Genomic DNA, 13969 nt, shown 5'->3' with positions numbered 1-13969 from the left:
CTCACGGACGCCATCGCCGGCAAGCCGGACTCCTACACAGAAATCACATCATTCAAAAGATTAAGAAGACAGCCATGCGCACACTGATGATCGAACCCCTGACCAAAGAAGCCTTCGCCCCTTTCGGAGACGTTATCGAAACCGATGGCAGCGATCACTTCATGATCAACAACGGGTCGACCATGCGCTTTCATAAACTGGCGACGGTGCAAACCGCCACGCCAGAAGACAACGCGATCATCAGCATCTTCCGCGCCGACGCGCAGGACATGCCGCTGACCGTGTGCATGCTGGAACGACACCCGCTGGGCAGCCAGGCTTTCATTCCGCTGCTCGGCAACCCCTTTCTGATCGTGGTCGCGCCCGTTGGCGATGAACCTGTATCGGGCTTGGTCCGCGCCTTCGTTACCAACGGCAGGCAGGGCATTAATTACCATCGCGGCGTCTGGCACCACCCGGTGCTGACGATCGAAAAGCGGGATGACTTCCTGGTGGTTGATCGCAGTGGCACAGGCAATAACTGCGATGAGCATTTTTTCAAAGAGGATGAGCGGTTGATCCTCGCCCCCCACCAATAAGAGAAGGTCTGATCACTCGACGACAGAGTGACAGGCGAGAGGTAAAGACTGTGGAAGCACATTTGATGGAATGGCTGAACCTTAGCGTGCGCTGGGTTCACATGATCACCGGCGTCGCCTGGATCGGCGCTTCGTTCTACTTCGTCTGGCTGGAAAACAACCTCAATCGCGTCAACCCCAAGGACGGCCTCGCCGGTGACTTGTGGGCGATCCACGGTGGCGGTATCTACCACCTGGAAAAATACAAACTGGCCCCGCCGACCATGCCGGACAACCTGCACTGGTTCAAATGGGAAGCCTATTTCACCTGGATGTCCGGCATCGCGCTGCTGTGCGTGGTGTTCTACGCCAACCCGACCTTGTACCTGCTGGCCCCGGGCAGCAGTCTCAGCGGTCCGGAAGGTGTGTTGCTGGGCCTCGGCTCGTTGCTGGCCGGCTGGTTCATCTACTCCTTTCTGTGCGACTCGGCCCTGGGCAAGCGCCCTGCCCTGCTCGGTTTGATCCTGTTCGTGCTGTTGATTGCCGCCGCGTACGGCTTCAGCAAAGTGTTCAGCGGCCGTGGTGCGTACCTGCATGTAGGCGCCGTGATCGGCACCATCATGGTGGGCAACGTGTTCCGCATCATCATGCCGGCCCAACGTGCGCTGGTGGCGGCGATTGCGGAGAACCGCACACCCGACCCGGCGCTGCCGGCCAAGGGTCTGCTGCGCTCACGTCACAACAACTACTTCACCTTGCCGGTGCTGTTCATCATGATCAGCAACCACTTCCCGAGCACCTACGGCAGCCAATACAACTGGCTGATCCTGGCGGGTATCGCGGTGGCGGCGGTGTTGGTGCGTCACTATTTCAACACCCGTCATAACAGCCAGAAATATGCCTGGACCCTGCCTGTGGGCGCGCTGGCGATGATTTGCCTGGCCTACGTGACCGGCCCAAAACCGGTGGCGACTGCACCGGATGTGGCCAAGGCGCCAGCAGCCATCGAGTACCAGCCGCTGCCGGAAACGGCGTTGGGTGGCGGGCTTAAGCCAGCTGCGCCAGCAGCACCTGCACCGGCACCCGCCGAAGCGGCACCGGCCCAGGCGTCGATTGATTTTGACAAGGTCCACGGGGTGATTCAGGAGCGCTGTGCGGTGTGCCATTCGGCCAAGCCCACCAGCCCGCTGTTCAGTACGGCACCGGCCGGCGTGATGTTCGATACGCCGCAGCAGATCCAGCAAATGGCGCCGCGCATCCAGGCACAGGCCGTGGCCAGCCAGATCATGCCGCTGGGCAACATCACCCAGATGACCCAGCAGGAACGGGACTTGATTGGCACCTGGATCACTCAGGGGGCGCGTACCAACTGACTGATTAACGCAGGACCCAATGTGGGAGCTGGCTTGCCTGCGATAGCGATGTTGAATTCACCGCCGCTATCGCAGGCAAGCCAGCTCCTACAGTTGAGAGTTGCGGTGTGCTTTGACGAATGAGTTCCACCCGGCAATTGAATGCCGAACAACACAACAATAAAAAGATTCGAGGTGTTGCATGTCCCAGTTAGAAACGCAGATTCCTGCCGCGCCTCCCATGGTGCGGCTTCCCCTCTTGCAACTGATTCTGGTAGGCCTGCAACACGTCTTGCTGATGTACGGCGGCGCCGTTGCCGTGCCTTTGATCATCGGCCAGGCCGCGGGCCTCAGCCGTGAAGAAATCGCCTTCCTGATCAACGCCGACCTGCTGGTAGCGGGCATCGCAACCATGGTGCAGTCGTTCGGCATCGGCCCCGTCGGCATCCGCATGCCGGTGATGATGGGCGCCAGTTTCGCCGCAGTCGGCAGTATGGTGGCCATGGCGGGCATGCCCGGTATCGGCCTGCAAGGGATCTTCGGCGCCACCATCGCCGCCGGCTTTTTCGGCATGCTGATCGCGCCGTTCATGTCCAAGGTCGTGCGCTTCTTTCCGCCGCTGGTGACCGGCACCGTGATCACCGCCATCGGTCTTTCGCTGTTTCCCGTCGCGGTCAATTGGGCCGGCGGCGGTGCTGCGGCTTCCACGTTTGGCTCACCGATTTACCTGGCGATCGCCGCACTGGTGCTGGCCACCATTTTGCTGATCAACCGTTTCATGCGCGGCTTCTGGGTGAACATCTCGGTGCTGATCGGCATGGCCCTGGGCTACGGGTTGTGCGGCATGATCGGCATGGTCGACCTCAGCGGCCTCGCGCAGGCGCCGTGGGTGCAAGTGGTGACGCCGCTGCATTTCGGCATGCCCAAGTTCGAGTTGGCGCCGATTCTGTCGATGTGCCTGGTGGTGGTGATTATCTTCGTCGAGTCCACCGGGATGTTCCTCGCCCTGGGCAAGATCACCGGCCAGGACGTCACGCCGAAGATGCTGCGTCGCGGCCTGTTGTGTGATGCCGGCGCGTCGTTTTTTGCCGGATTCTTCAACACCTTTACCCACTCCTCGTTCGCGCAGAATATCGGCCTGGTGCAGATGACCGGCGTGCGCTGCCGCTCGGTGACGATCATGGCCGGTGCGTTTCTGATTGTGCTGAGCCTGCTGCCCAAGGCCGCGTTCCTGGTGGCCTCGATTCCTCCCGCAGTACTGGGCGGAGCGGCGATTGCCATGTTCGGCATGGTGGCGGCCACCGGGATCAAGATTCTGCAGGAAGCCGACATCGCCGATCGCCGCAATCAGTTGCTGGTGGCGGTGAGTATCGGCATGGGGCTGATCCCGGTGGTGCGTCCCGAGTTCTTCGCGCAACTGCCGCTGTGGATGAGCCCGATCACCCACAGCGGTATCGCCATGGCCACGATCAGTGCGCTGTCGCTGAACCTGTTATTCAACATTCTGGGTGGCGCCGAACGCGCTGCCGCAAGCGAACACGCTCACCAACATTGATTCCTGCGTCACAACAAAAACAATAACGATCAGGGAATACACCATGCACGCCATTCACCCGGGGCCGGCCACGCGCCGTGCCCCATTCTCGCCCCGCGCGCTCTGTAACGGCGCACTTGAGCACCAGCCTCTGAGTCAGTATTCTCGGCGCCCGCTCAAATCGACTCAAAAAAAAACAGCAAATGTAAAAGCTGACTGCAAGGCCAACTTATCCCGGCCCCAAGTCCGCAGCCAATGTGTGCAAAAACTCTCCGAATTCGACTGTGTTCATCACAGCCGACGGGGATTTTTTGGCTTTTTAAACACCTTGGCGCAGCTCTTGCTAAAAGCATTAAAGCTGACCGAACAGACGATTTTTGCGGCAAGCCAAAAGACGCCACACCAGAGCGTCCGCTTAGAAAAAAAACCAGAAACCTTTACCTCGGGAGCAACCGAATGAAACGTACTGTGAACAGCCTGATGCTGGCAGGATCCCTGCTGGCCGGGGGCCAGGCCATGGCGGGTGATCTGCTGCAGTGGCAGAACAACAGCCTGACTTATCTGTGGGGCAAGAACTTCACTGTTAACCCGCAGATCCAGCAAACCGTGACCTTCGAACACGCCGACGCGTGGAAGTACGGTGACAACTTCTTCTTTCTCGACCGCATCTTTTACAACGGCAAGGAAGACGGCAACGTAGGCCCAAGTACTTACTACGGTGAGTTCAGCCCGCGCTTGTCGTTCGGCAAGATTTTCGACAAGGACTTGTCGTTCGGTCCGATCAAGGACGTGTTGCTGGCGTTCACTTACGAGTTCGGTGAAGGCGATAACGAATCGTACTTGCTGGGCCCGGGCTTCGACTTGGCAATCCCTGGTTTCGACTACTTCCAGCTGAACTTCTACCAGCGCCAGACCGAAGGCAATCGCCCGGGTGACGGCGTGTGGCAGATCACTCCGGTGTGGTCGTACACAATCCCGGTGGGCAACTCCAATGTGCTGATCGACGGCTTTATGGACTGGGTGGTGGACAACGACAAGAACGCCCGTGGCACTTACCACGCCAACCTGCACTTCAACCCACAGATCAAATATGACTTGGGCAAGGCGTTGCATTGGGGCGAGAAGCAGTTGTATGTCGGTATCGAGTACGACTACTGGAAGAACAAGTACGGCATCCAGGACAGCGGCGCGTTCGAGACCAATCAGGACACGGCGAGCCTGTTGGTGAAGTACCACTTCTAACCACACCGCATATCCCCTGTGGAATCGGGCTTGTGTGGGAGCCGGGCTTGCCCGCGATAGCATCACCTCGGTATGTCGGTTACACCGAGGTGATGCTATCGCAGGCAAGCCAGCTCCCACACAAGCCCGCCATATTCAGTTCGGTGTCAGGCCCAGAAACCGCTTCAGCTCTTCGCGCTTGGCCAGCGCATCCCGCCGTCCCAGTTCGATCAACTCGCTGCAATACCCCGCCTCGAACAGCAAATAGCTGAGCACACCCGCGCCACTGGTTTTGGTCGCCCCCGGCCCACGCAGGAACAGGCGCAATGCCGCCGGCAATTCCTGACGGTGACGCGCCGCGATTTCGTCGATCGGCTGGCTCGGTGCAATCACCAATACCTCCACCGGCGCCAAACCTTGTATCGCCGCATCGGCAGGTAGTACATGACTGAACTGGTTCAGGCGTTCGAGCAATTCAATGTCGCTTTCCAGGCTGTCGATGAACGTGCTGTTGAGCATGTGCCCACCGATCTGCGCCAACGTCGGCTCCTGGCCGGTGAAGGTGCGTGCCGGGTTCGAAGGGTCGTTGCCGCGCGGGTTGCCACTCACGCCCACTACCAGCACACGGCTGGCTCCCAGGTGCAGCGCTGGGCTGATCGGCGCCGACTGCCGCACGGCACCGTCACCAAAATATTCCTGATCGAGTTTCACCGGCGCAAACAGCAACGGAATCGCCGAACTGGCCAGCAGGTGCTCAACGGTCAATTGGGTGGGAATGCCTATACGCCGATGCCGCAGCCATGCATCGATGGTGCCGCCGCCCTGATAGAAGGTCACGGCTTGCCCGGACTCGTACCCGAAGGCCGTCACAGCCACCGCATGCAGGTGCTTTTCGCGGATCGACTGTTCGATGCCTTCCAGATGCAGCTTGTCCCGCAACAAGTCCCGCAGCGGCGAACTGTTGAGCAGCGCCACCGGCACCTGTGCGCCGAGCCCCAGCAGGCTGTGGATAAGAAACCGGCTCGCCTGGCTGATCACCCCGGGCCAGTCGCTGCGCAGCACCAGGTGGCTGCGAAAGCCTTGCCAGAAGGCGGTCAGGCGCTGGATGGCCGCGGTAAAATCCATCGCGCCGCTGGCCAGGCTCACCGCATTGATCGCCCCGGCCGAGGTGCCGACAATCACCGGAAACGGGTTGGCTGCCCCCGGCGGCAACAACTCGGCAATCGCCGCCAATACCCCCACCTGATAGGCGGCCCGCGCCCCGCCTCCGGAAAGAATCAAGCCTGTGACCGGTTCAGCTGGGCGCATTGCATCACTCCATGTTGCTTGGGGACTTCAGATCAACGACGGCGTTTTTCATACAGCTTAGGCTCACCCGGCGGCCGGCTCTTGAAGCGGCGGTGGGTCCACAGGTATTGCTCGGGGCATTCGCGCACAGAGGCTTCGACCCACTGGTTGATGCGCAGGCAATCGATCTCGTCGGTTTCACCGGGGAAGTCGGTGAGCGGAGGATGAACCACCAGGCGATAACCGCTGCCGTCAGCCAGGCGTTCCTGGGTGAACGGCACCACCAGCGCCTTGCCCAGGCGCGCAAATTTGCTGGTGGCGGTCACGGTGGCCGCCTGAATGCCGAACAACGGCACGAAGATACTTTGCTTGGCGCCGTAGTCCTGGTCCGGTGCATACCAGATCGCACGGCCGGCCCGCAGCAGCTTGAGCATGCCGCGCACGTCTTCGCGCTCTACGGCCAGGGAGTCGAGGTTGTGCCGCTCGCGGCCACGGCGCTGGACGAAATCGAACAGCGGGTTGCCGTGCTCGCGGTACATGCCGTCGATGGTGTGCTTCTGCCCCAGCAACGCGGCGCCGATTTCCAGGGTGGTGAAATGCAGGGCCATGAGGATCACGCCCTTGCCTTCCAGTTGCGCCTGCTTGAGGTGCTCCAGCCCTTCGACATGGGCCAGGCGCGCCAGGCGCGGCTTGGACCACCACCAGCTCATGGCCATCTCGAAGAAGGCGATGCCGGTGGAGGCAAAGTTTTCCTTGAGCAAATGTTTACGCTCTTTGGCGGACTTTTCCGGGAAACACAGCTCCAGGTTTCGCGCGGCGATGCGTCGACGTTCACCGGCCACCCGGTACATTCCCGCCCCCAGGGCACGGCCAATCCCCAGTAAAGCCCGGTATGGCAATTGCACAATCAGCCACAGCAAACCGAGTCCCAGCCATAACAGCCAAAAACGCGGGTGAAAAAATTCAGCTCGAAAACGCGGGCGATCCATTAATGATTCCGGCAAAGACAACGGCCGCGCATTCTACAACGGTTCGACCCGGCTTGCGGCTAGCGGATGTTCTCGTTATAAGTCTCGACACTTTTCGTGACAAGCCGCTTTGCCGACCATGAGCCAAACCGAACCGCTAGACCAAGATCCCGTGTTCCAGTTGAAAGGCAGCATGCTCGCCATTACCGTGCTGGAACTGGCCCGCAACGACCTTGACGCCCTGGACCGCCAGCTCGCCGCCAAGGTCGCCCTCGCGCCGAACTTCTTCAACAACGCGCCGCTGGTGCTGGCCCTGGACAAACTCCCGGCCGGCCAGGGCGCTGTCGACCTGCCCGGGTTGATGCGTGTGTGCCGCCAGCATGGCCTGCGCACCCTGGCGATTCGTGCCAGCCGTATCGAAGACATTGCCGCGGCAATCGCCATTGAACTGCCAGTACTGCCTCCGTCCGGTGCTCGGGAGCGTCCGCTGGACCTGTTGGTCGGCGAAGAGAAGAAAAAACCGGAAAAACCGCCGGAGCCGACGATCAAGCCTACAAAGATCATCACCTCTCCCGTGCGGGGCGGGCAGCAGATTTACGCCCAGGGTGGCGACCTTGTGGTCATCGCCCCGGTCAGTCCGGGGGCGGAACTTCTCGCCGATGGAAACATCCATGTATACGGTCCCATGCGGGGTCGTGCACTGGCCGGCATAAAAGGTGACACAAAGGCCCGTATTTTTTGCCAGCAGTTGACCGCTGAGCTAGTGTCCATCGCAGGCCAGTACAAGGTTTCGGAAGATTTGCGCCGCGATCCGCTGTGGGGGGCCGGGGTACAAGTCAGCCTGTCGGGCGATGTGTTGAACATCGTTCGTCTTTAACGGATACTGCCGCATTTTCCAAGCATCTCTGGACTCTGATAGCACAGCGAAAACGGCAAAACTTGTGTAGGAACAATTTAAAGGCGGGGTTTGCCTAGGCAAACCGTGCTTTCTCCTACAAGAGCTGCCCGCCTGCCGCGAGTTTCAAGAGATGTTTTTCAGGGGCTAAAAAGTCCTTTTTCCTTAGGGGTGAAACACCTTGGCCAAGATTCTCGTGGTTACATCCGGCAAGGGTGGTGTGGGTAAGACCACCACCAGCGCCGCTATCGGTACCGGCCTCGCTCTGCGCGGCCACAAGACAGTCATCGTCGACTTCGACGTCGGTTTGCGTAACCTCGACCTGATCATGGGCTGCGAACGCCGCGTGGTGTACGACTTCGTCAACGTCGTCAACGGCGAAGCCAACCTGCAACAGGCCCTGATCAAGGACAAGCGCCTTGAGAACCTGTACGTACTGGCCGCCAGCCAGACCCGCGACAAAGAAGCGCTGACCAAGGAAGGCGTGGGCAAGGTCCTCGCCGAGCTGAAAGAAACCTTCGAATACGTAGTGTGCGATTCCCCGGCGGGTATCGAGACCGGTGCTCACCTGGCGATGTACTTCGCCGACGAAGCCATCGTCGTGACCAACCCTGAAGTGTCTTCGGTACGTGACTCGGACCGCATGCTCGGCCTGCTGGCCAGCAAGTCCCAGCGCGCCGAAAAAGGCGAAGAGCCGATCAAGGAACACCTGCTGCTGACCCGCTACAACCCTGAGCGCGTGAGCAAGGGCGAGATGCTTGGCGTTGAAGACGTCAAGGACATCCTGGCCGTGACCCTGCTGGGCGTGATCCCGGAATCCCAGGCCGTGCTCAAGGCGTCCAACCAGGGCGTGCCGGTGATTCTCGACGACCAGAGCGACGCCGGCCAGGCGTACAGCGATGCAGTTGATCGCTTGCTGGGCAAAACCGTGGAACATCGCTTCCTCGATGTAGCGAAGAAGGGATTCTTCGAGCGTATCTTTGGAGGCAACTAAACAATGAAATTTCTCGACTTCTTTCGCGCCAACAAAAAGCCAAGTACCGCGTCGGTAGCGAAAGAGCGTCTACAGATCATCGTGGCGCACGAACGCGGCCAACGCAGCACCCCGGATTACCTGCCAGCCTTGCAGAAGGAGTTGGTCGAGGTGATCCGCAAGTACGTCAATATCGGCAACGATGACGTGCATGTCGCCCTGGAAAATGACGGCAGCTGCTCGATTCTGGAACTCAATATCACCCTGCCTGATCGTTGATCGAAAAGGCGGTCGCCACGGCGGCTCGGTTACTGGACTTCTGTAGGAGCGAGCTTGCTCGCGATGGACGTTAACGATAACGCGCTCATCCTGAATGAACGTGTTGTTCTTAAGTTTTTCGCGAGCAAGCTCGCTCCTACAGAAACTTCGGCAACCCAGCCGCCGTTGGCGTTTGTTACGAGGCTGTTTTAATGCCGTTGTCCAATGTCCATATCCTTCATCAGGACGCTGCTGTCCTGGTGGTGAACAAGCCTACCCTGCTGCTCTCGGTGCCCGGTCGCGCCGACGACAACAAGGACTGCCTGATCACCCGCCTGCAGGAAAACGGCTACCCCGAAGCCCGTATCGTTCATCGCCTGGATTGGGAAACGTCCGGCATCATCCTGCTGGCCCGCGACGCAGACAGCCACCGTGAACTGTCCCGCCAGTTCCACGACCGGGAAACCGAAAAAGCCTACACCGCGCTGTGCTGGGGCCAACCGGAACTGGACAGCGGCAGCATCGACTTGCCATTGCGCTACGACCCACCGACCAAGCCACGGCACGTGGTGGACCATGAGTTCGGCAAGAACGCACTGACCTTCTGGAAAGTCCTGGAACGTTGCGGCGATTGGTGCCGGGTTGAGTTAACGCCGATTACCGGGCGCTCCCATCAACTGCGGGTGCACATGTTGTCCATCGGGCATCCGCTGCTGGGCGATGGCTTGTACGCCCATGAACAGGCATTGGCCGCCTGGCCACGCCTGTGCCTGCACGCCAGCATGCTGAGCTTCACCCATCCCCAGAGCGGCGAGCGGTTGCGCTTCGAGTGCCCGGCACCGTTTTAAGCTGCAAACCCGATCAAATGTGGGAGCTGGCTTGCCTGCGATAACGGTGTGTCAGCCCCCAATTGGTTACTGGCAGACCGCTATCGCAGGCAAGCCAGCTCCCACATGGGTTTTGCGCCCGTCTCAAGACAGCAGCTTCCCTCCAAATTCTGAGCCAATACGGTAAACTCGCGCCATTGCTGTCTGGAGCTACTTATGCGCGAAGAGTTGAACCAAGGCCTGATCGACTTCCTCAAGGCCTCCCCTACCCCGTTCCATGCCACCGCCGCCCTTGCACAGCGCCTGGAAGCGGCCGGTTTCCAGCGTCTTGACGAGCGCGAGACCTGGACCACCGAGGCCAACGGGCGCTATTACGTCACCCGTAACGACTCCTCGATCATCGCCTTCAAGCTCGGCCGCCACTCGCCGCTGCAGGGCGGCATTCGCCTGGTCGGCGCCCACACCGACAGCCCGTGCCTGCGGGTCAAGCCACAGCCTGAACTGCAACGCCAGGGCTTCTGGCAACTGGGGGTGGAAGTGTACGGCGGCGCGCTGCTGGCACCGTGGTTCGACCGCGACCTGTCCCTGGCCGGCCGCGTCACTTTCCGGCGTGACGGCAAGGTCGAAAGCCAACTGATCGACTTCAAGCTGCCCATCGCGATCATCCCCAACCTGGCCATTCACCTGAACCGTGAAGCGAACCAGGGTTGGGCGATCAATGCCCAGACCGAACTGCCGCCGATCCTCGCGCAATTTGCCGGTGACGAGCGTGTGGACTTTCGCGCCGTACTCACCGAGCAGCTGGCCCGTGAACACGGCCTGAATGCCGACGTGGTGCTCGACTACGAGCTGAGCTTCTACGACACCCAGAGCGCCGCGGTGATTGGCCTCAATGGCGACTTTATCGCCGGTGCCCGCCTCGACAACCTGCTGTCGTGCTACGCCGGCCTGCAAGCCTTGCTCACCGCCGAAACCGACGAAACCTGCGTGCTGGTGTGCAACGACCACGAAGAAGTCGGCTCGTGCTCCGCCTGCGGTGCCGACGGCCCGATGCTGGAGCAGACCCTGCGCCGCCTGCTGCCGGAAGGTGATGAATTCGTACGCACCATCCAGAAGTCGCTGCTGGTGTCTGCCGACAACGCCCACGGCGTGCATCCCAATTACGCCGAGAAACACGACGCCAACCACGGCCCGAAACTCAATGCCGGCCCGGTGATCAAGGTCAACAGCAACCAGCGCTACGCCACCAACAGCGAAACCGCCGGGTTCTTCCGCCACCTGTGCATGGCCGAAGAAGTGCCGGTGCAGAGCTTTGTGGTACGCAGCGACATGGGTTGCGGCTCGACCATCGGCCCGATCACCGCCAGCCACCTGGGGGTGCGCACTGTGGATATCGGCTTGCCGACATTTGCCATGCACTCGATTCGCGAGCTGTGCGGCAGCCACGACCTGGCGCACCTGGTGAAGGTGTTGAGTGCGTTTTACGCAAGTCGTGATTTGCCATAATTGGCAGGCTGAAACCCATCAACTGTAGGAGCCGTGCTTGCCCGCGATGGCGTCGGCACAGTCAACATGTATGTTGGCTGGCCCACCGCTATCGCAGGCAAGCCAGCTCCCACAGTTGATCTTCATTGTTTGATAGATCGGGCTCAGTTCAACACTTCACTCAACGGAATGAAGTTGACCCGGTCACCGATCGTAAGCGTCGTCCCTTCCAACACTTCCACCAACCCCTCGGCCCACGCCGCACTGCGCAGCACACCCGAGCTCTGGTTGCGGTAAATGATCGCCTTGCCCTGCTCCAGCCGACCGCGCAGGTACTCGCGACGATTCCCCGGCTTGGCCCACACAAACCCCACCGGCACTTCAACGCGCAACGGTGCCACGTCCTGCACGCCCTGGCGACGCAACAGGTAAGGCCGCGCCAGCAAGGCGAAGGTCACCAGCGTCGACGCCGGGTTGCCCGGCAAACCGATCACCGGTACGCCACGGAAATGCCCGAACGTCAGCGGCTTGCCCGGCTTGATCGCCAGCTTCCACAGCGCCAGTTCGCCCTCTTCGCGCAGGGCAATCCCGAGGAAGTCCGCCTCGCCCACCGACACACCGCCGGTGGACAAAATCAGGTCCACCGAGCCCAGCGCGCCCATGCGCTCGCGGGTTTGTTCCAGGTCGTCCGGCAGGATCCCGGCGTCCACCACTTCGCAGCCCAGGCGTTCGAGCCAGCTGCACAGTACCCGGCGATTGCTGTTGTAGATCTGCCCGGGACCCAGCGGCAGGCCCGGCTCGATCAACTCGTCGCCGGTGGACAGCACGGCCACCCGGGCACGTCGTATCACCTCCAGGCGATCACGGCCCAGGGAAGCCGCCAGGCCCAGTTCGATCGGGCCCAGGCGCGTGCCAGAAGGCAGTACCAGCTCGCCCACCGTGGTTTCCTGGCCTTGGGGACGGATGTTCTGATCCACCTGCAACGCCTCGGTAAAGCTCACGCGCTCGTCCGCGTGGACCACTGCGTTTTCCTGCATCTCAACGCAGTCCGCGCCTTCCGGCACCGGAGCGCCGGTGAAGATCCGCGCACAAGTACCGGCGGCCAAGGGCTCCGGTGCCGTGCCGGCAAAAATGCGCTGGCTGACCACCAGCGGCTCGCCGGTCCAGTCCGCCAGGCGCAGGGCGTAACCGTCCATGGCGCTGTTGGGCCAGGGCGGCAGATCGAGGGTAGAGACCAGCGCCTGCGCCAGAACCCGACCGTCACACTCGGCCAGCGGCAAGGTTTCCTGCTCGCGAATCGGCGCAGCCTCGGCCATCGCCAGCAGTTGTTCCAGGGCATCTTCCACCGGCATCAACGCGCCGGTCTTGCCCGGCTTACCCACGGGATTCACAAGGCTCGGCCTGTTTCAAATGTGGGACGAAGTTGCACGGGCGGTGACGGTTATCCAGTTGCTCGGCGAGGATCCCGTCCCAGCCGGTGCGCACCGCGTTGGTGGAGCCCGGCAGGCAGCACACCAGGGTGCCATTGGCCAGGCCGGCCAGGGCTCTGGATTGCACGGTGGAAGTGCCAATATCGGCCACGGAGATTTGCCGGAACAGCTCGCCGAAACCATCTACCTGCTTGTCCAACAGGCAGCTCACCGCTTCAGGGGTGCTGTCGCGGCCGGTGAACCCGGTGCCGCCGGTGATCAACACCACCTGCACCACGTCCTCGGCGATCCAGTGCGCCACTTGCGCACGGATTTTGTACAGATCATCTTTAAGCAAAACCCGCTCGGCCAGCAGGTGGCCAGCGGCGGTCAGGCGGTCGACGAAGACCTGGCCCGAGGTGTCGGTTTCCAGGGTGCGGGTGTCGCTGACCGTCAGTACAGCGATATTCAGGGGTACAAAGGGCGCATCAGCCTTGGCTTTCATGGCTCGGTCCGGTTGTCGAAGGAACAGCCCGATGTTATATCACAGCCCCCCATTTCACTGCCCGCAGGAGCCGTCATGCCCAGCCATTTTTCCCCACTGCCCTGCTCCGTATTGCTACTGGCCGGCGGCCGCGGCCAGCGCATGGGCGGCCTCGACAAGGGCTTGCTCGACTGGCACGGGCAGCCGCTGATCGCGCATCTGCATCGCCTGGTGCGACCGCTGACCGACGACCTGATCATCTCCTGCAATCGCAACCAGGCGCAGTACGCGGCCTACGCCGATCAAGTGGTCGGCGATGACAGCCCGGACTTCCCCGGCCCGCTTGCCGGCATCCGCGCAGGACTGGCAGCGGCGCGGCACGGGCATCTGCTGGTATTGCCGTGCGATGTGCCGCAAATCGATGAGCGATTGCTCGCCGACCTGCTCCACACGGCGCAGCAGAACCCGTTGCTGCCGGTAATGGTGCGCCACGGCGATTTCTGGGAGCCGTTGCTCTGTGTGATACCCACTCTGCTACATGAAACTTTCGAACAGGCCTGGGAGGCCGGCGAGCGCAGCCCGCGCCAGATCATGCAGGCGCTGGGCGCCAAGGCCCTGGATTGCCCCTCGAACGACCCGCGCCTGGCCAACTTCAACACACCTGAGTTGTTGCACCAGCCACCCAGCGTGTCAGAATGAGCGTCGCACAAGGAACTTTG

15 protein-coding genes are annotated in these 13969 nt (G+C 61.2%); 11 read left to right on the top strand and 4 right to left on the bottom strand.

Annotated features, from left to right (window positions below; all coding sequences use genetic code 11):
* Positions 1–74: 74 nt before the first annotated feature.
* From M2400_RS18105 to M2400_RS18085, 5 genes are all read left to right on the top strand, one after another.
* Positions 75–578 carry an ureidoglycolate lyase gene (locus M2400_RS18105; RefSeq protein WP_010176097.1) on the top strand — a complete coding sequence of 168 codons (504 nt, stop codon included), beginning with the start codon at positions 75–77 and terminating at the stop codon, positions 576–578.
* Positions 579–628: 50 nt separating this feature from the next.
* Positions 629–1930, top strand: coding sequence for a urate hydroxylase PuuD (locus M2400_RS18100; RefSeq protein ID WP_087694785.1), 1302 nt, complete (start codon positions 629–631; stop codon positions 1928–1930).
* Positions 1931–2111: 181 nt separating this feature from the next.
* Entirely contained in the window at positions 2112–3464 is a 1353-nt protein-coding gene (locus tag M2400_RS18095) for a nucleobase:cation symporter-2 family protein (RefSeq protein WP_177115838.1), read from the top strand.
* Between the two features lie 43 nt (positions 3465–3507).
* Positions 3508–3903 carry a hypothetical protein gene (locus M2400_RS18090; RefSeq protein ID WP_177132329.1) on the top strand — a complete coding sequence of 132 codons (396 nt, stop codon included), beginning with the start codon at positions 3508–3510 and terminating at the stop codon, positions 3901–3903.
* Positions 3900–4685: an outer membrane protein OmpK gene (locus M2400_RS18085; protein ID WP_003209104.1), complete on the top strand. Its 786-nt coding sequence runs from the start codon at positions 3900–3902 to the stop codon at positions 4683–4685. The genes M2400_RS18090 and M2400_RS18085 overlap by 4 nt, the downstream gene beginning before the upstream one ends.
* A 135-nt stretch (positions 4686–4820) precedes the next feature.
* On the opposite strand, the gene M2400_RS18080 is transcribed toward M2400_RS18085, so the two are convergent.
* Positions 4821–5972, bottom strand: coding sequence for a patatin-like phospholipase family protein (locus M2400_RS18080; RefSeq protein WP_177046292.1), 1152 nt, complete (start codon positions 5970–5972; stop codon positions 4821–4823).
* A 32-nt stretch (positions 5973–6004) separates the two neighbouring features.
* On the bottom strand, positions 6005–6940 hold the full coding sequence (locus tag M2400_RS18075; RefSeq protein ID WP_259197447.1) for a lipid A biosynthesis lauroyl acyltransferase: 936 nt from the start codon (positions 6938–6940) through the stop codon (positions 6005–6007).
* A 118-nt stretch (positions 6941–7058) separates the two neighbouring features.
* On the opposite strand from M2400_RS18075, the gene minC reads away from it, so the two are divergent.
* The 5 genes from minC to M2400_RS18050 all read left to right on the top strand — a co-directional run bounded on the left by minC (position 7059) and on the right by M2400_RS18050 (position 11378).
* Positions 7059–7796 carry a septum site-determining protein MinC gene (gene minC, locus M2400_RS18070; protein WP_259197446.1) on the top strand — a complete coding sequence of 246 codons (738 nt, stop codon included), beginning with the start codon at positions 7059–7061 and terminating at the stop codon, positions 7794–7796.
* A 199-nt stretch (positions 7797–7995) separates the two neighbouring features.
* Positions 7996–8808: a septum site-determining protein MinD gene (gene minD, locus M2400_RS18065; protein ID WP_010176105.1), complete on the top strand. Its 813-nt coding sequence runs from the start codon at positions 7996–7998 to the stop codon at positions 8806–8808.
* Between the two features lie 3 nt (positions 8809–8811).
* On the top strand, positions 8812–9066 hold the full coding sequence (gene minE, locus M2400_RS18060) for a cell division topological specificity factor MinE (protein WP_003175252.1): 255 nt from the start codon (positions 8812–8814) through the stop codon (positions 9064–9066).
* A gap of 191 nt (positions 9067–9257) precedes the next feature.
* Positions 9258–9893 carry an RluA family pseudouridine synthase gene (locus M2400_RS18055; protein WP_177046296.1) on the top strand — a complete coding sequence of 212 codons (636 nt, stop codon included), beginning with the start codon at positions 9258–9260 and terminating at the stop codon, positions 9891–9893.
* A gap of 195 nt (positions 9894–10088) precedes the next feature.
* Positions 10089–11378 (top strand): M18 family aminopeptidase, encoded by a 1290-nt coding sequence (locus tag M2400_RS18050; RefSeq protein ID WP_003209095.1) that lies wholly within the window; start codon positions 10089–10091, stop codon positions 11376–11378.
* Between the two features lie 143 nt (positions 11379–11521).
* Here the strand turns inward: M2400_RS18050 and glp are convergent, their stop codons facing one another.
* Positions 11522–12748: a gephyrin-like molybdotransferase Glp gene (glp, locus tag M2400_RS18045; protein WP_259197445.1), complete on the bottom strand. Its 1227-nt coding sequence runs from the start codon at positions 12746–12748 to the stop codon at positions 11522–11524.
* Entirely contained in the window at positions 12732–13271 is a 540-nt protein-coding gene (gene moaB, locus M2400_RS18040; RefSeq protein WP_003209092.1) for a molybdenum cofactor biosynthesis protein B, read from the bottom strand. The genes glp and moaB overlap by 17 nt, the downstream gene beginning before the upstream one ends.
* A gap of 75 nt (positions 13272–13346) precedes the next feature.
* Here moaB and mobA point away from each other — a divergent pair, with 75 nt between their 5' ends.
* The gene (gene mobA, locus M2400_RS18035; RefSeq protein WP_259197444.1) at positions 13347–13949 is read left to right on the top strand and encodes a molybdenum cofactor guanylyltransferase MobA; all 603 of its coding nucleotides are present in this window, start codon (positions 13347–13349) and stop codon (positions 13947–13949) included.
* Positions 13950–13969: the final 20 nt, after the last annotated feature.

It is taken from the genome of Pseudomonas sp. BIGb0558, assembly GCF_024807515.1.
GTDB lineage: Bacteria > Pseudomonadota > Gammaproteobacteria > Pseudomonadales > Pseudomonadaceae > Aquipseudomonas > Aquipseudomonas yamanorum_A.
The sequence above is the reverse complement of the archived record's forward strand: the minus strand, read 5'-3'. Positions and strand labels throughout refer to the sequence as shown.